General features: G+C 31.0%; 15 protein-coding genes. 4 read left to right on the forward strand and 11 right to left on the reverse strand.

The window, feature by feature from the left end:
* Positions 1-73: 73 nt before the first annotated feature.
* Positions 74-496, reverse strand: a complete 423-nt coding sequence (locus tag C661_RS0100065; RefSeq protein ID WP_017413246.1) for a YaaR family protein — start codon at positions 494-496, stop codon at positions 74-76.
* Positions 497-750: 254 nt separating this feature from the next.
* Between C661_RS0100065 and C661_RS0100070 the strand changes: the two genes are divergently transcribed.
* From C661_RS0100070 to C661_RS0100080, 3 genes are all read left to right on the forward strand, one after another.
* Entirely contained in the window at positions 751-1,287 is a 537-nt protein-coding gene (locus C661_RS0100070; protein WP_017413247.1) for a chromate transporter, read from the forward strand.
* The gene (locus tag C661_RS0100075; protein WP_017413248.1) at positions 1,288-1,833 is read left to right on the forward strand and encodes a chromate transporter; all 546 of its coding nucleotides are present in this window, start codon (positions 1,288-1,290) and stop codon (positions 1,831-1,833) included.
* 766 nt (positions 1,834-2,599) lie between these two features.
* Entirely contained in the window at positions 2,600-5,251 is a 2,652-nt protein-coding gene (locus C661_RS0100080) for a cation-translocating P-type ATPase (protein ID WP_017413249.1), read from the forward strand.
* A gap of 52 nt (positions 5,252-5,303) precedes the next feature.
* On the opposite strand, the gene C661_RS0100085 is transcribed toward C661_RS0100080, so the two are convergent.
* The 3 genes from C661_RS0100085 to C661_RS0100095 form a co-directional block, all read right to left on the reverse strand.
* On the reverse strand, positions 5,304-6,140 hold the full coding sequence (locus tag C661_RS0100085) for a CvfB family protein (RefSeq protein ID WP_017413250.1): 837 nt from the start codon (positions 6,138-6,140) through the stop codon (positions 5,304-5,306).
* 14 nt (positions 6,141-6,154) lie between these two features.
* Complete coding sequence (locus C661_RS0100090; protein ID WP_017413251.1) at positions 6,155-6,652, reverse strand: free L-methionine (R)-S-oxide reductase MsrC; 498 nt, start codon at positions 6,650-6,652, stop codon at positions 6,155-6,157.
* A 63-nt stretch (positions 6,653-6,715) separates the two neighbouring features.
* Positions 6,716-7,222, reverse strand: coding sequence for a gamma carbonic anhydrase family protein (locus tag C661_RS0100095; protein ID WP_017413252.1), 507 nt, complete (start codon positions 7,220-7,222; stop codon positions 6,716-6,718).
* 699 nt (positions 7,223-7,921) lie between these two features.
* Here C661_RS0100095 and C661_RS0100100 point away from each other — a divergent pair.
* Positions 7,922-10,921, forward strand: coding sequence for a vitamin B12-dependent ribonucleotide reductase (locus tag C661_RS0100100; protein WP_017413253.1), 3,000 nt, complete (start codon positions 7,922-7,924; stop codon positions 10,919-10,921).
* 243 nt (positions 10,922-11,164) lie between these two features.
* On the opposite strand, the gene C661_RS0100105 is transcribed toward C661_RS0100100, so the two are convergent.
* The 7 genes from C661_RS0100105 to C661_RS23835 all read right to left on the reverse strand — a co-directional run bounded on the left by C661_RS0100105 (position 11,165) and on the right by C661_RS23835 (position 16,183).
* Complete coding sequence (locus C661_RS0100105; protein ID WP_017413254.1) at positions 11,165-12,412, reverse strand: MFS transporter; 1,248 nt, start codon at positions 12,410-12,412, stop codon at positions 11,165-11,167.
* Between the two features lie 57 nt (positions 12,413-12,469).
* Complete coding sequence (locus C661_RS20950) at positions 12,470-13,735, reverse strand: radical SAM/SPASM domain-containing protein (protein WP_017413255.1); 1,266 nt, start codon at positions 13,733-13,735, stop codon at positions 12,470-12,472.
* A gap of 5 nt (positions 13,736-13,740) precedes the next feature.
* Complete coding sequence (locus tag C661_RS0100115) at positions 13,741-14,856, reverse strand: radical SAM/SPASM domain-containing protein (RefSeq protein ID WP_017413256.1); 1,116 nt, start codon at positions 14,854-14,856, stop codon at positions 13,741-13,743.
* Positions 14,857-15,262: 406 nt separating this feature from the next.
* Positions 15,263-15,403, reverse strand: a complete 141-nt coding sequence (locus tag C661_RS23820) for a hypothetical protein (RefSeq protein ID WP_017413257.1) — start codon at positions 15,401-15,403, stop codon at positions 15,263-15,265.
* A 119-nt stretch (positions 15,404-15,522) separates the two neighbouring features.
* Positions 15,523-15,663 (reverse strand): hypothetical protein, encoded by a 141-nt coding sequence (locus C661_RS23825; RefSeq protein ID WP_017413258.1) that lies wholly within the window; start codon positions 15,661-15,663, stop codon positions 15,523-15,525.
* 119 nt (positions 15,664-15,782) lie between these two features.
* Positions 15,783-15,923, reverse strand: coding sequence for a hypothetical protein (locus C661_RS23830; RefSeq protein WP_017413258.1), 141 nt, complete (start codon positions 15,921-15,923; stop codon positions 15,783-15,785).
* 119 nt (positions 15,924-16,042) lie between these two features.
* Entirely contained in the window at positions 16,043-16,183 is a 141-nt protein-coding gene (locus tag C661_RS23835; protein ID WP_017413260.1) for a hypothetical protein, read from the reverse strand.
* Positions 16,184-16,235 lie beyond the last annotated feature (52 nt).

Consider the following 16,235-nt stretch of genomic DNA (forward strand, 5'->3'; position numbering starts at 1 on the left):
TTACCCTTTAACTACACCCTCTGTGATAAGCAATAGCTATGCATTAAAAAATGAACTTTACAAGTAGTATTCTTTATTTATATATATCTACAATTAGCCCCGTTATTTCATCAATTGTACCTGCTATATCTAAATTTTCCTTTTCTTCACTAAGTAGCATAGCTGTTAACTCTTCAAGCTTCTTATCAACAGTTTCTACGGTTACATAATATTGAGTTTGCCAAAAGCTTATATCCTTTTTCACCGAATACATAAAAGCTAGCATGGATTCTAGATATTCTTTTATAGCTCTCTTATATGCTCTAACATCAGCATAACACTTAGACACTGCTAATCTATTCCCCTTATTTTTTATGTTTTTAAACATTTGTTTTAATTCTTCTTCTGACTTTTGTTGACGTGCAAAGTTAAAGTTTCTTGTGAAATCACTTTTACTACTTATGGAAACTCCTTCTTGTTTCACAGGAGTACTTCTTCTTATTTTGGATATTTCCATGTCTTTAACTCCTTTCAAAACACCTTTATTTAAATAGTGAATTATTTATTAACTAGATACAATTATTTCAATTTTACCTCTCTATAACTATTATAATTAATTAATTCAGTTTAATCCAGTAAATTTGCGCCTATAATAAATAAGGTTTATAATTTAGTTATTGATTTTAATACCTAACCCCTTATTGGTGTTTTATTTAGCACCAGTGCGATATTATTTGGCTTTTTACTGATTTAAACATGGAGGTATTTTTAATGAAACGACTATTTATGATGTTCCTAACCTTTTTTAAAATTGGCAGTTTTACTTTTGGTGGAGGTTACGCCATGATCCCCCTTATTGAAACTGAAGTGGTTACTAAAAATAAGTGGCTAAGTAAAGAGGAATTTATAGATGTAATTGTAGTATCTCAAACCTTTCCTGGCGCCCTGGCTGTAAACAGCTGTACTTTTATTGGTTACAAACTAGGAGGTCCTTTTGGTGCTGTTCTTGGTCTACTTGGCGTAGTTCTTCCTTCCTTTATCATTATATTAATTATTGCTATATTTTTTAGTAAGTTTAGAAACTTATATATTGTGGAATTAGTATTTAAGGGAATTAACGCTGCAGTTCCCCTTCTTATTTTAGTTGGTGTAAACAGTATTTCTAAGGTAGTAAGCAAGACTTTTAAGAACATTGCAATTGTAGTTGCAACGGTTGCTGCAATTTTAATTTTTGATATAAATCCTGTGTATATTATTTTGGTATCTGGAATTTATGGGATTATTTCTAACAGAAAGAAGGTGGATTAAATGAGTCTATTATTTAAACTATATATAGCCTTTTTGAAGGTTGGCACTTTTGGCTTTGGCGGTGGCTATGCTATGCTTCCTCTTATTCAGAAGGAAATCGTCACTACTAACCAATGGATAAGCCAAAGTGAATTTATTGATATAATTGGTATTTCTCAAATGACCCCTGGTCCCATTGCTATAAATTCAGCTACCTTTGTAGGGTATAGAGTAGGCGGAGTTCTAGGAAGTGCTGTTGCAACTTTAGGAGTAGTTACAACTTCTTTTATTTTAGTTTCTTTGGCCTATATATTTTTTAACAAGTTTAAAGAATCTCACCTACTGTCTTCTGCCTTATCTGGAATGCGTCCAGCCCTAATTGGTTTAATAATTTCAGTATTTCTCTCATTAGGTTTTGAATCTTATAGAGATTTAAACAGCATAATTATTGCACTAATTATTGGAGGATTACTTTATAAGACAAAAATTCATCCTATTTTAATCATTGTAATTGCTGGTGTTTTAGGAACTATATTCTACGGACTTATTCCAACTCTCATGGCATAGTTAATATATTTTTATATGTCAGGATAAATTTCCCAAGGCCTTAGCAGTTTAAGCCTTACTCAACAATGCTTAGTATGAAGAAAATTTGCTAAAACCTATGGACTGTTGTTGACATATTGCCTAAAAAAATGTATATATATATTATAGAGATATTTATGAAGCTTATTAAAGGCTTTCGATACAAAATTTAATATAATCCTTTAAAAGTCCTAAGGAAGTCTGTGTATATTTTTATAAATTAGATTTTAACACTGACTCATTATGTACTTTTATTTATGAGGGAGTAATTAGCACCATTGATTGTGTGGCAAAGTCAACATCGTGACTTTTAAAGTCTGGCTTGCCTTAAATGATGAGACTCATGTATAAAGCAAATTGCATTATACATGAGTCTCTTTTATTTACATGACTGCAAATCTTTCCAACTTATAAATAGTTTGTTAATATTTATGGTATATTATGGTATAATATTTTCTAATATTAAATTACTAATTTTTTTGCAATTATAAGTTAAATATATAAATAAGTTTAAAATGAAACCCTGACTTATAAGTTGAATTTCCTTATAAGAAAAATGTTTTATAAACTTGCTATACTTTTTATCTTGTGCTTCCTTTTGGGAGAAATATTTTTTAGTTAGTAACTTAGTATTGAACTCCTTTCTTTACACTTAATACTTATAATAAATTAATTTAATGCTGCTTAATAAATATTTTTATAAATAATAAATTTATGTAAGTAAATAATATTTTATGAGGTGATGCTGATGTATTTTAATGAAACTTCTGAAGAAGTAATAAAAAAATTTGGTACGGATAGTGCTAAAGGTCTTACTTCTTCACAGGTAAAGGAACACACTGAAAAGTATGGGTTAAATAAGCTAGCTGCTAAAAAACCTAAGACAACTCTTCAATTATTTTTAGCTCAGCTAAACGATATTTTAATTTATATCTTAATAGTTGCAGCTGTATTATCTGTAGTTGTAGGTCACGAAATTGGTGACGCAGTAATTATCGGTATTGTTATTCTTGTTAATGCTTTTGTGGGAATGATCCAAGAGGCTAAAGCTGAAAAAGCACTTGATGCACTAAAGGAGCTTTCCACTCCAAAAGCTATTGTAAAAAGAGATGGAGAACTTCAAGAAATTCCATCTGAAGAAGTAGTTCCTGGAGATATAATTATTATTGATGCAGGTAGATTTATTCCATGTGATATTCGACTTATTGAAAGTGCAAACTTAAAAATCGAAGAATCTGCCCTTACTGGAGAATCTGTACCTGTTGATAAAAATGCTAATTCTGTTTTACATGAAGAAAAAATTTCCCTTGGAGACAAGAAAAACATGGCCTTCATGTCAACTCTAGCAACCTATGGTAGAGGAATTGGTGTAGCAGTAGCTACTGGTATGGATACTGAAATAGGTAAAATTGCTAAGATGTTAGATGAAAGTGAAAATGAACTTACTCCTCTTCAAAAGAAACTAGAGGAGCTTGGAAAAATTCTTGGTATTGGTGCCATCGTAATTTGTGTGCTTATGTTCACTGTAGGTGTGTTACAAGGTAGAGGCTTTAGCAATATGTTCATGACTTCTATCAGTTTAGCAGTTGCTGCAATTCCAGAAGGTCTTGCTGCTATAGTTACTATAGTTCTTGCTCTAGGTGTTCAAAGAATGATAAAGGAAAATGCTATCATTAGAAAGCTTCCTGCTGTTGAAACCCTAGGTTCTGTAAATATAATTTGTTCAGATAAAACTGGTACTTTAACTCAAAACAAAATGACTGTAGTTAAGTTTTTTGCTGATGATACCTTAGATGATATTTCAAAGCTAAATATTGAAAATAAAACTCAAAGGTTGCTATTAGAAAATATTGTGCTTTGTAATGATGCTACTGCCACAGAAACTTCAAAAACTGGTGATCCAACAGAAATTGCTCTGCTAGAAGCTGGTAATATGTTTAACTTGTTTAAGGAAGCTTTAGAAAAAACTCATAAAAGAATGGATGAAATCCCTTTCGATTCAGATAGAAAACTTATGACCACTGTAAACAATTATGGTGATAACTACTACGTAATGACAAAAGGTGCAACAGATAACCTTTTAACTCTTTGCACAAAGGCTTATATTAACGGTGAAATTGTACCATTAACAGAAGAGCTTAAAGGGAAGTTTTTAAAGGCTGCCACTGCAATGTCTGATGATGCTCTAAGAGTTTTAGGTTCTGCCTTTAAGATTGTTCCATCTACTCATATTGAAATAGATGAACTAGAAAAGGACTTAATTTTCATCGGACTTGTTGGTATGATTGACCCTCCAAGGTTAGAAGTTAAGGATTCTATTGAGCTTTGTAAGCAGTCAGGCATAAAGGCAATAATGATTACTGGAGACCACAAGAATACTGCCTTTGCTATAGCTAAAGAACTCCTAATTGCTGATAATATTAATCAAGTTGTTGCAGGCGCTGAGCTTGATAGCATGAATGATGCGGAACTTGCTAATAGAATCGATTCTTTAAGAGTCTTTGCTAGAGTTTCTCCTGAACACAAGGTTAGAATAGTTAAAGCCTTTAAAGCTAAAGGAAATATTGTATCTATGACCGGTGATGGTGTTAACGATGCACCTTCCTTAAAAGCAGCTGATATTGGAGTTGCCATGGGTATTACTGGTACTGACGTTGCAAAAGGTGCTTCGGATATGGTTTTAACTGATGATAACTTCTCTACAATTGTTTCTGCTATTGAAGAAGGTAGAAATATCTTTAACAATATTAAAAAATCTGTAGTGTTCTTAATTTCTTGTAACGCTGGAGAAATAGTTTCTCTATTCCTTGCTATACTTTTAGGATGGGCTGCTCCATTAAATGCTACTCATATTCTTTGGGTAAACTTAATAACAGACTCTTTCCCTGCTCTTGCTCTTGGAGTTGACCCAGGTGATAAAGATGTTATGAAAAAGAAACCAAGAAATCCCAAAGATAGTATCTTTAAAGGTTCTATATTTACCCTATTATTTAATGGTGTGTTAATTGGTATCTTAACCTTAGCTGCTTTCGTTTACGGTGTTCACACTTACGGTGGTGCTGAAGTTACTCTTACAACTGTTGGCGATAATCCAGCTGCTTTAATGCATGCTCAAACCTTAGCTTTCGTTGTATTAAGTGGTACTCAATTAGTTCATGCTCTTAATATGAGAAGTGAGAATAAATCCATATTCAAACTTGGTATATTCTCTAATATGTATATGATTGGTGCAATAATTATTGGTATTGCTCTACAACTTGCAGTAATATACATTACACCAATTGCTGAAATCTTTAAGGTTGTACCTTTAACTTTAGGCGACTGGGGCTTTGTAGCCGCATTAAGCTTAATAGTTCTTGTGCTTAATGAAATATTAAAATTATTTAGACGTGATAAGTAATTTATTTAAAACTATATAAAATAAAAAAACTGATGAGTTTTCATCAGTTTTTTTATTTTAACTTTGTTCCAGTTTCATCTTGGGTAACTAACCCTTTTTTCATAAGACCTCCAAGAGCCCTTTTAAATGCGTTCTTACTAGTGTTAAATTGCTTCTTTATATCCTCTGCATCACTTTTATCATTGTAGGGCATAAAGCCATGATTTGACTTAATATAGTCGAAAACAATTTCTTCAAGTTCACTCTTCTCTTCAAGTCTTTTATTTCTTGTAGTAACTTCTATTTTTCCATCTTCAAAATATCTTTTAACTCTAACCTTTAAAGTTTCTCCCATTTTCACCTTTGAAAAACTTTCTTTTGTTAAGATAATTCCTCTATAAATATTTTCAAGAGCAATTACTATGTTACCATTTTTATGAGCGCCATAAACTACCCCTTCAACTTCTTCTCCTATGTTATAGGTAGTTGTATCATGAAGATGGCTATCCACTCTAGTAGTTGCAGCTATTCTTCCAGTTTTGTCTAAATAGATATAAAATAAATAGCTCTTTCCTACTTCTAAGTCATAGGTAATTTCCTTAAAAGGCACTAGAACGTCTCTTTCTAAACCTATGCTTATAAAGTAACCTATTTTAGACTTATCCACCACCTCAAGATATGCTACATCTCCTACCATAGCTTTTGGCATTTTCATAGTAGATATTACCCTATCCTTCGAATCTCTGTAAACAAATACTTCTACTTCTTCTCCAAGTTCTAGTTCTCCTACTGCACTTTTTATAGGTAACAATATGTCATCAGAAGTTGTTTTGCCCTGACCATCTAGATAATATCCAAAGTCGCTGGTTCTTACAATTTTTAGTTTATTAATCTTCCCTATCTCTATCATACTCTTCTCCTGTTTTATAAATTTTCCCAGTTGATGTAATTATTTAACTTCTCTACAAACTTAGTTAAATATTTCTCCTCAAGTTCTGTGAATCTATTAAGCACTGGACTATCTATATCTAGCACACCATAGACTTTATCCTCTTTAATTAATGGAATTACGATTTCTGAATTAGAAGCACTATCACAAGCAATGTGCCCTGGGAACTCATGAACATTAGCTATTCTTTGTGTGTTTTTTGTACTTACTGCTGTACCGCATACTCCATTACCAACTTTTATTCTGTTACAAGCAGGCTTTCCTTGGAAAGGTCCAAGAACAAGTTCACCATTACGCATAAAGTAAAACCCACTCCAGTTTAGTTTATCCATAACTGCATAAATAATTGCACTAGCGTTAGATATGTTAGCGTAAAGATCACTTTCAGAACTTAACTGTCCTTCAAGTAAAATTAGCATATATTTATATTTTTCTTCTGTAGTCATTTTATCTAAAGCACCTAATTTAATCACTATTTAAACCTCCTAAACCCTTAAATCAATCTTATTTATTTTACTTTCTTTTGCTTTTAAAGCCTAAAGTTTTTTATGTTCTTCTGCCATCTCTAAATAATGAATAGCGGAAGATTTTATAGAAGCTATTTCTTCTGAGCTTAATTCTCTTACTACCTTAGCTGGTGATCCAATGCAAAGCACTCCACTAGGGATCTTTTTCCCTTGAGTTACTAAACTTCCAGCTCCTATAATAGTATTCTCACCAATTTCTGCATTATTTAATATGATTGAACCCATACCTATTAAAACATTATTATTTATTTTGCACCCATGTATTACACAGTTATGGCCAATGGTTACATTATCTCCAATTTCTGTTGGGGTGTTAAAATCATTATGTACTGTTGTATTTTCTTGTATGTTTGTATTTTTACCTATGGTAGTATAATCCATATCACTTCTGATTACAGTTCCATACCATATATTTGCATTATCATCAATACTAACTTGCCCTATTACAGTAGCATTTTCTGCAACAAAACAAGATTCTTTTATGCTAGGCATTTTTCCTTTGTAGCTTTTTATCATAGCTTTCCCCTTTCCAGTATCTCTATCAATCTTTTACCAAAATTTATATAAGTTTACCCTTTATTATATCATTAATACTTCGATATAATAAGAATAACCTTGAAAATATTTTTAAAGTTATAGAATGCAATAAAGAGACTACACTAACAATAAACCTCCTTTTGCATTCTTTTTCATATAAGTTACTTTAATATAATTTTATTATTAAATTTTTTAAAAAAGTAAAAAATTAAACTGTACATAGTTTTAACTTATAAGGACCCAAATTTAACAATAAACTTATAATTGAAACCTACTTTGTTTCTCTTAAGACTTTTTAAAGATGAATGAGTTAAAGTTCCATCATGGAACCCTTTAGCTTTAATAAAACATAAAAAACCTAAAGAGATACGAGCTTACTTTAACACTCTAAAATATGAACAGAATTTTAAATGTCAAGCAAATTCCTTGAAATTTTTTTATAAAAATTTTTTTATAAATTCAATTCCTTTTAAATCCTAGAAACTCAAAGAGTGTAGTTGTTTTTACAAATTTTTACTATGAAGTTAGGGCCATTTTTGCAGTTGATTAATTAATTACTTTGGTATATAATACCACATATAGTAGTACACTATTAATAAACAACTACATATTGTGTATCATTTTATTTTATAGGGGGTGACTTTGCTGGTCTTTTCGTTGGGATGACTAGCATTTATTATGAAGAGCATAAATAATATTATTAAAAGATATTACACAAAACCACTAGATATAGATAAAAATCTTACTGTATATGATTTATTTCACTGGAAAAAGGTTGATGTATTTTTAAAGGATTATAAATCCAATACAGTAATCGTTGATATGAAAGATTTAGAGTTCCCTGAGAACTATTCCCAAAATGCCTGTGACATTATTGCTTCTAAATATTTTAAAAAAGCAATGGTTCCAAATGAAGTTGGCTATGAGAATAGCATGAAGATGGTAGTTCATAGAATAGTAAACTTTTGGTGTGAAGCTCTAAAGGATGAGGGAATAATTTCTACAGAGGATGAATTTAAAATACTATACGATGAGTTAGCGTATTGCTTTTTAAATCAAATGTATGCCCCAAACTCTCCTCAATGGTTTAATACTGGCCTTAAACTATCTTATGGTATTGCTGGTGAAAGCCAAGATAATTTTTATTATGATGAAAAATTAGGAAAAGTAGTTAAAAGTGAAGATGGATACACTCGCACACAAGCATCCGCTTGTTTTATTTTGTCCATTGAAGATAAGTTATTAGGTGATCATTCAATTTCTGAGCAATATGTAACAGAAACTAAACTATTTAAAGGTGGTTCTGGTACTGGAACAAACTATGCTTCCTTAAGAGCAAAGGGAGAGCTTCTTTCTGGAGGAGGAGTTTCTTCTGGAGTTATGAGTTTCCTAAAGGGCTTCGATAGAAATGCAGGAGCAATTAAATCTGGTGGTACCACAAGAAGAGCAGCTAAGATGGTTTGCCTTGATGTAGACCACCCAGAAATAATGGACTTTATTAAGTGGAAAGCTAAAGAAGAAGATAAAGTTCGTGCCTTAGGTAAAATGGGTTACGATGCTACCTTTGAAGGTGAAGCTTATGAAACTGTTTCAGGCCAAAATGGAAATAACTCTATTAGATTTAGTGATGAATTCATGAACAAGGTTGATAATCTTGAAGTTCATCCTAATGAAACTCTAATGCTAAAAGGTAGAGTGGATAGTAAGTTAGATAAAGAAGTAAAAGTTCAGGAGCTTTGGGATTTATTTAATAGTTCTGCTTGGCAATGTGCTGATCCAGCACCTCAGTTTGATGATACTTTCAATGCATGGCACACTTGTCCCGCTGGAGAAGACGGAGCATATGGCGCTAAGTACAATAGAATCAATTGCACTAATCCTTGTGGAGAATATGCTTTCTTAGATGATACTTCATGCAACTTAGCATCTATAAACATTTATAAGTTTTATGATGTTAACAATAAATCTTTTGATTTAGATGGATATATTCACTTAGTATCTTTAGTTCAACTAGCCCTTGAAGCTTCAATTCACTGGGGACAATTCCCAACTGAAGATATTGCTCGCAAAACCCATCTATTTAGAACCACTGGTCTTGGAATTGCTAACTTAGCTTCTTTACTCATGGTTATGGGACACCCTTATGACTCTGAAGAAGCAAGAGCTATATCTGCTGCCTTAATAGGTTCTCTTACAGCAACTTCTTATTCTACTTCTGCTTTAATGGCAAAAGCTCTTAGTCCATTTGAGAAGTACGAAATAAATAAGGACTATATGTTAGCTGTAATTAGAAATCATGGAAGAGTTGCTGGTGCAGTGAATACTCCTTATGAGAATTTACATTATAAGCCTTTAGAGGTTGATCATGAAATACTAAAGAAAAATAATCTTGGACATCTTTCTAAAGCCTTAAGAAACCTTTGGAAAGAAGCTATTGAAGCTGGAGAAAAATATGGCTTTAGAAATGCTCAAGTGTCTGTAATCGCACCAACTGGTACAATTTCCTTTGCTATGGATTGTGGTGCTACCTCTATTGAGCCATACTTCTCTCATTTTATTTACAAAAAGCTTTCAGGGGGCGGTTTTATGACTATCGTAAACCCTGTTATTGAAGCTGCATTAGATAACTTAGGTTATAATGAGGAAGAAATTAAAGACATAGTTGAATATATTTTAAGAAAAGAAACTGTTACAGAAAATGGTTTTGAATATGAGAAAATTGTAGATGGTAAAATTGAAGGGGCTCCTCACCTTAAAGAGGAACATCTTGCAATATTTGATACTGCAAATAAATGTGGTAGTGGTAGCAGATATATTAAACCAATGGGCCACGTTCTAATGATGTCTGCCATAACTCCATTAATTTCTGGAGCTATCTCTAAAACTGTTAACTTACCTAAAACTGCTTCAATTGATGATTTTAAAAGAGTTGTGTTAACTTCTTGGAAACTTGGAGTAAAAGGTATTTCCCTTTATAGAGATGGTTGTAAAGCAAGTCAACCTCTTAACTCTACAAGTTTAAATGAGGATGATAAAGTTTCTTTAGAAGATTTAACTTACAACCAATTATTAGAAAAAGCAAAGTATTTACAGCATAAATCTGTGGTTTCAACTAGAGAAAAGCTACAAGGAATAAGATTTGGCACTACTCATCCAGCTCAAATAGATGATGTTAAAATCTATACCACAGTTAATAGAAATGAGCATGGGGAAATATCTGAAATTTATATGACTACAGATAGAGAAGGAACTATTATAACAGGACTTTTAAATTCCTTATCTAAATCAATTTCAGTAATGCTACAATATCATGTTCCTGCTAGCGATATTGCTAAAATGCTTAGAGGTCAAAAATATGAACCTTATGGTTTCGTTCAAAAGCATCCATACATTAAAAATGTATCCTCTATTTCTGATTTAATTAGTAAAATCATCGATATAGAGCTCGGAGACTTTTCTAGATGCCAGGTTAAACCTGACAACTATGAGGGCATTACTAGCAGAGCTAGAACTCTTATAGCTGAAAATGAAATCTCAAGTTCAATAGAAGATCCTTCTTCAATTACAGGTGAAAGAATTTACTCTGAGGTTTGTTCTCACTGTTCAAGTACTAGATTAGTTAAAAATGGCACTTGCAAGGTTTGCCAAGATTGTGGAACAACTACAGGATGTAGTTAACTTTTATAGAATTGAGCATTTCAAAACAATAATACATTTATAATATGTTGTTAATGTATTAACCTACATCGAATGAAATTAGTTATATTCGATTAAGTAATTATTCTTTTATTAAAAATAAAAAATCACTATTTATTTTAAGTATAAATAGTGATTTTTTATATAAAGAGATAATGTTATTCAGAAGTTCATTTGCTCCTAAATACCCCTAATACTATTAGAAATATATTATATATTCATCCATTAATTATCTGCAACCGGTTCACTGAATTCTATGATTTCACTTTTAATCTCATGTAATTTACTAATTTTTATATACATAAATAGGCCTACCACTATAAATAACAGCCCTGCTAATTTCCATACATTTATCAGTGAAAACGCTTCAATTAATACGCCACTTAAAAATGATGCTAATGGTGCTGCCGCAAGCATAACCATAGTAGCAACTGATCCTACTCTTCCTAAGTATCTTTCATCACAAGACTTCTGTATTTCAGTAAAACTCCAAGATCCAATTATGGATGAAATTGCACCTACAGAAAAGAACATAATAAACAATATATATTGTGATTTTATATAGCAAGAAATAAGTATTACCACTCCTAATAATACAAGATTATATAGATATGCATTTTTTAACTTTATGTTTTTCTTTACTAGGATTGGATAGAGTATTCCTCCCACGATACTTCCTATGGTCAATGTTGTCATAAATATTCCTGCCCAAGTTGGACTTAAACTAAATATTTGATCTACTGCCACTGGAACAAACCTTTCTAATGGCACTAATAGCGCACTTAAAATTAGTATTCCTAGAAATAGTATCGGTATTAACTTAGTAGTAAATATATATTTTACCCCTTCTTTAAAATCAGATATAATTTCTAAGGCTTTTCCTATTTTTTTCTCTTGACTTTTTGGTAACTTAATTACTAATACAGCAACTCCAGACAATAAGAAAGTTATAGAGTCAAATATAAACAATACTTCTTTATTCACAAATACAATTAGTAATCCTGCTAATGAGTAACCTAATATTCCTGCAATCCTACCAAGTACGGTTGAAACTGAGTTAACTAAATGTAATTCTTCTTTATCTACTATTGATACAAATACAATATTAGCACAAGGTTCGAAGAAACTTTCTGCAACAGAAACTAATACTGCCATGCTATAAATATGCCATAGTTGAATTGTTCCACTGAACATTAGCACTGGTATTAAAATAATCGCTCCAGCTCTTACCATTTCAGCAATAAACATTATTCTCTTTTTACTATATCTATCAGCAATTACTCCTGCAATTGGACTTATTAAAAAATTCGGTATCATACTAAACAACATAACAGTTCCCATCGCTACTGCTGAACCTGTAAGATCATACACAAGGTACATTAGTGCTAAACTTTCAAGAGAATCTCCAAACCTGGATAATACTCTTGAAAGCACAAAAATTAGTGCATTCCTATTTTTTAATAATTTAATCATAATCTTAACTCCTCTGCCCTTTTTTGGGTACAATTAATATTATCAAACCATATATTCTTAGCAAATTCCTTCCAACTTTTTAATTGAACATTTTTTCATAATTTTTGCCACTGTACAGTAATTCTCAAAATTACCACCCCAGCTATCATAATTTGAGTATGCTAAGCACTTATTACAGTAATCTTTAATGTTACAGTTTATACATTTCTCTGGTGTTTCAAATAAATGTGAACAAAGTATTTCCTTGGCTTTTTCTCCTTCCCAGATGTCTTCCAAACTTTCATGAATTATATTTCCCATACTTTTTCTTACAAGTTCGCATGGATGTACCTCTCCCTCTGGGGATACCCATAGCTTTGTTTTACATGCTGAACAATATGATTTAGAGAAATTACAGTAATTATTTTCGTGTAGCCATTCAATTGTTTCTTCTTTTACTTGAAATTTGGAATTGTCTCTATCATCACCTATGTTAGGTAATATATCGTGCCCAATAATGAAAGGAATCTTATTATTCTCTAAAAACTCAATATTTTCTTTCATACTATGTTCGTTTTCTGAAGTTACGATGTGCTTAAATAAATAAGGAATATTATACTTTTCTAAAATTTTGCTTACTTTAATTGTTTGTTTATAGGATCCTCTAACTTGTGTAAATTCATCAAAATCTGCTTCTATAGAGGAGTGATATGATATAACTATTTCTAGATCATCATATGTTGATAATTTTTTTACTATCTCTTCATTCATTAGCGAACCATTTGTTTGTACATTAAGTTTAAATCCTAGTTTATGTGCCAAATCTATGATATCCATTATATTAGGATGTAAAAAAACTTCACCTCCTGTAATTAGTAAATTAACAACTCCAAGCTTTTTTAACTTATTTAGGACACCTTTGATATCTTCAAAACTCATTGTTTTTTGTTCCAAACTATCAATAAAGCAGTATTTACATTTGTAGTTACAGCTATAAGTTATTTCGAGGTTTGCATGTACAGGAGTTCTACTATTTAACGCAAGTGAACCGAACTTCTCTAACTGTCTCTTCATGTCAAGATTTATTCCAATATCAGTGTTGGACTTATCAGTAACTACAATGTTTGCGCTCATTAATATATCTAAATCCTTTTCACTATACATTCTTAAAATTTCTTCCATAGTCTTTTTATTCTTGTTTATATCTTCAATCAACTCCAGATACTTTTCTTTAATAAATAATGGTATATGCTGCTTATTGTGTTTAATCATCAAGTATTTTTTTCCATTTCTCAGCATATTAATCTTTATATTAGTATTTAAACCAAAACTAGATTCTTTCATACTCCCTAAGCTCCTTCAACCATATCTATAGATTTTTTACTTTGACTCCTCGTATCAACTTGTGATAAAATTTCTGCACTTTTACATTTTGAAGATATATCTTCATACATTCTAACTTCCCCAGGGCAATATAAGCAGTAATCCCTCTTTTCACATTTATTACACTTTTCATGCCTTTTTAGCTCATTTTTAATTATCCCCTTCATCTCATCGGATTCCCATATATCATCAAAATTGCTATCTAATATATTTCCTACTTCTTTTCTAAACTTCATACAGGGAAGGACCTTACCTTGATTTGTAATAGCAAAATTAGATTGTCCAGCACTGCATCCATATTCTCTTATATTCTTTTTCATATTCTCAATATTTTTACCGTAAAATTTTTTCAAATTTTCAATTTGACTTTTTTTCACAGCATAGTTTTCAATCATATCATAACCTTCAAAAGTTGGGCCTACATCATAAGTAAATCTAATTTTTGTATTATAGTTTCTCATAAAACTTTCAAATGCATCATATAAGTCAATATTTTCACTTGTCAATGTAGTCACAACATTAAATTTCAAGTTATTATTCTTTAATAAATCTATTCCACTAATAAACTTTTTGAAATTTCCAATCTTCCCACTTAATTTATCAAATTGTTGTTCTGTCGGTGCTATCAAAGAAATATTTATGATTTTCACATAGCCACTCTTTAATTCATCAATAATTTCCTTAGTCAAAAGGCTTCCATTTGTAAATACTCCCAAGATAAATTTTTGTTCATTTATATATTTTAAAATCTCTAAAATATCTTTACGAGCTAAAACTTCTCCTCCAGTAATATTTAAGAAAATAATTCCTGTCTTCTTTAATTTATCAAGTATTTGTTTTATTTGGTCAGTATCTAAATCGTTTTGATTTTTTAGGCTTTTTGCATAACAATAATAACAATCGAAGTTGCATTTTTCTGTAATTTCAAATGTTGCACTAATCGGTATTCTCTCTCTTTGGAGAATCTCTCCTACCTCTTTTTCATCAGTAATCATTCTTCCATGATAATCCAATCCCATTTTAAAGTTTTTAGTGTTCACATATATATATCCAAAGTTAACTTTTCTTTTCACTAAGTCCATTTTGTCCTCCAAGTTATAGATAAAAATACACAACTACATTACTGCTATTGCGTATTTTTACCAATATTAAAAAATTCAATTATTTTTAAATTAAAACTAAGACAAGATTCACTTAGAGGTTGTTCCAATACTGAGCTTAACTTAAACCCCTAACATAATTCTTCTCACCTTCAACACCTATACTCTTGTAGTGATCCCACTAAAACTCTTGCATGTTAACTAATATTTGAGTTAAAATTATTCATTTTTCACAAATCAAAATTTCACTCTATTTAGAGTTGACACATGCATACAAATTAAAGCTTTGTATCTCTACGCATAGTAACGTAACTTAATTAGTTTTGCTAACCTTCCGGCTTAACTACAGTAAGTAAAACAACTTAATCAGTTATACCCCTCTTCTGATTTACATACAAGGGAAAATACAACCTAATCCAAATACTTCACCTTCAGCATTTATTTCCTCAACTTCTTCTAGTAATTGGAACATCTTCTTATCTGTAATTTTTTCACTTTGTTCTAATATCTTTTTTGTGTTTTTATCCATGATTAATTCCCCACTTTCCACTTCTTTACTTTTATTTAAGTTATTAATGGTTATTAATTCGATACTATGTAACCCCTAGTACCGTGAAGTAATTTATTTAGTTTTATTAACCTTGCTAATTACCCACAAAAGCTAAAGCAACCTAATCCATTTACTTCGCCTTCAGCATTTATTTCCTCAGTTTCTTCTAATAATTGGCACATTTCCTCATCTGTAATTTTTTCATTTTGTCCAAATATCTTTTTTGTGTTTTTATCCATGATTAATTCCCCACTTTCCACTTCTTTACTTTTATTTAAGTTATTAATGGTTATTAATTCGATACTATGTAACCCCTAGTACCGTGAAGTAATTTATTTAGTTTTATTAACCTTGCTAATTACCCACAAAAGCTAAAGCAACCTAATCCATTTACTTCGCCTTCAGCATTTATTTCCTCAGTTTCTTCTAATAATTGGCACATTTCCTCATCTGTAATTTTTTCATTTTGTCCAAATATCTTTTTTGTGTTTTTATCCATGATTAATTCCCCACTTTCCACCTTTTTACTTTTATTTAAGTTATTAATGGTTATCAATTCGATACTATGTAACCCCTAGTACCGTAAAGTAATTTATTTAGTTTTATTAACTTTGCTAATTACCCACAAAAGCTAAAGCAACCTAATCCATTTACTTCGCCTTCAGCATTTATTTCCTCAGTTTCTTCTAATAATTGGCACATTTCCTCATCTGTAATTTTTTCATTTTGCCCAAATATCCTTTTTGTGTTTTTATCCATGATTAATTCCCCACTTTCAAAGTTTTACTTTTATTAAATAATTAACTTATTG

Origin of the sequence: Clostridium tunisiense TJ, assembly GCF_000300195.1 — a bacterium.
GTDB classification, from domain to species: Bacteria; Bacillota; Clostridia; order Clostridiales; family Clostridiaceae; genus Clostridium_J; species Clostridium_J tunisiense.

Excerpts from the sequence above, each read along its gene's own strand:
- C661_RS0100065 (WP_017413246.1), bottom strand. The coding sequence starts at position 496 with ATGGAAATATCCAAAATAAGAAGAAGTACTCCTGTGAAACAAGAAGGA.
- C661_RS0100070 (WP_017413247.1), top strand. The coding sequence starts at position 751 with ATGAAACGACTATTTATGATGTTCCTAACCTTTTTTAAAATTGGCAGT.
- C661_RS0100075 (WP_017413248.1), top strand. The coding sequence starts at position 1,288 with ATGAGTCTATTATTTAAACTATATATAGCCTTTTTGAAGGTTGGCACT.
- C661_RS0100080 (WP_017413249.1), top strand. The coding sequence starts at position 2,600 with ATGTATTTTAATGAAACTTCTGAAGAAGTAATAAAAAAATTTGGTACG.
- C661_RS0100085 (WP_017413250.1), bottom strand. The coding sequence starts at position 6,140 with ATGATAGAGATAGGGAAGATTAATAAACTAAAAATTGTAAGAACCAGC.
- C661_RS0100095 (WP_017413252.1), bottom strand. The coding sequence starts at position 7,222 with ATGATAAAAAGCTACAAAGGAAAAATGCCTAGCATAAAAGAATCTTGT.
- C661_RS0100100 (WP_017413253.1), top strand. The coding sequence starts at position 7,922 with ATGAAGAGCATAAATAATATTATTAAAAGATATTACACAAAACCACTA.
- C661_RS0100105 (WP_017413254.1), bottom strand. The coding sequence starts at position 12,412 with ATGATTAAATTATTAAAAAATAGGAATGCACTAATTTTTGTGCTTTCA.
- C661_RS20950 (WP_017413255.1), bottom strand. The coding sequence starts at position 13,735 with ATGAAAGAATCTAGTTTTGGTTTAAATACTAATATAAAGATTAATATG.
- C661_RS0100115 (WP_017413256.1), bottom strand. The coding sequence starts at position 14,856 with ATGGACTTAGTGAAAAGAAAAGTTAACTTTGGATATATATATGTGAAC.
- C661_RS23820 (WP_017413257.1), bottom strand. The coding sequence starts at position 15,403 with ATGGATAAAAACACAAAAAAGATATTAGAACAAAGTGAAAAAATTACA.
- C661_RS23825 (WP_017413258.1), bottom strand. The coding sequence starts at position 15,663 with ATGGATAAAAACACAAAAAAGATATTTGGACAAAATGAAAAAATTACA.
- C661_RS23830 (WP_017413258.1), bottom strand. The coding sequence starts at position 15,923 with ATGGATAAAAACACAAAAAAGATATTTGGACAAAATGAAAAAATTACA.
- C661_RS23835 (WP_017413260.1), bottom strand. The coding sequence starts at position 16,183 with ATGGATAAAAACACAAAAAGGATATTTGGGCAAAATGAAAAAATTACA.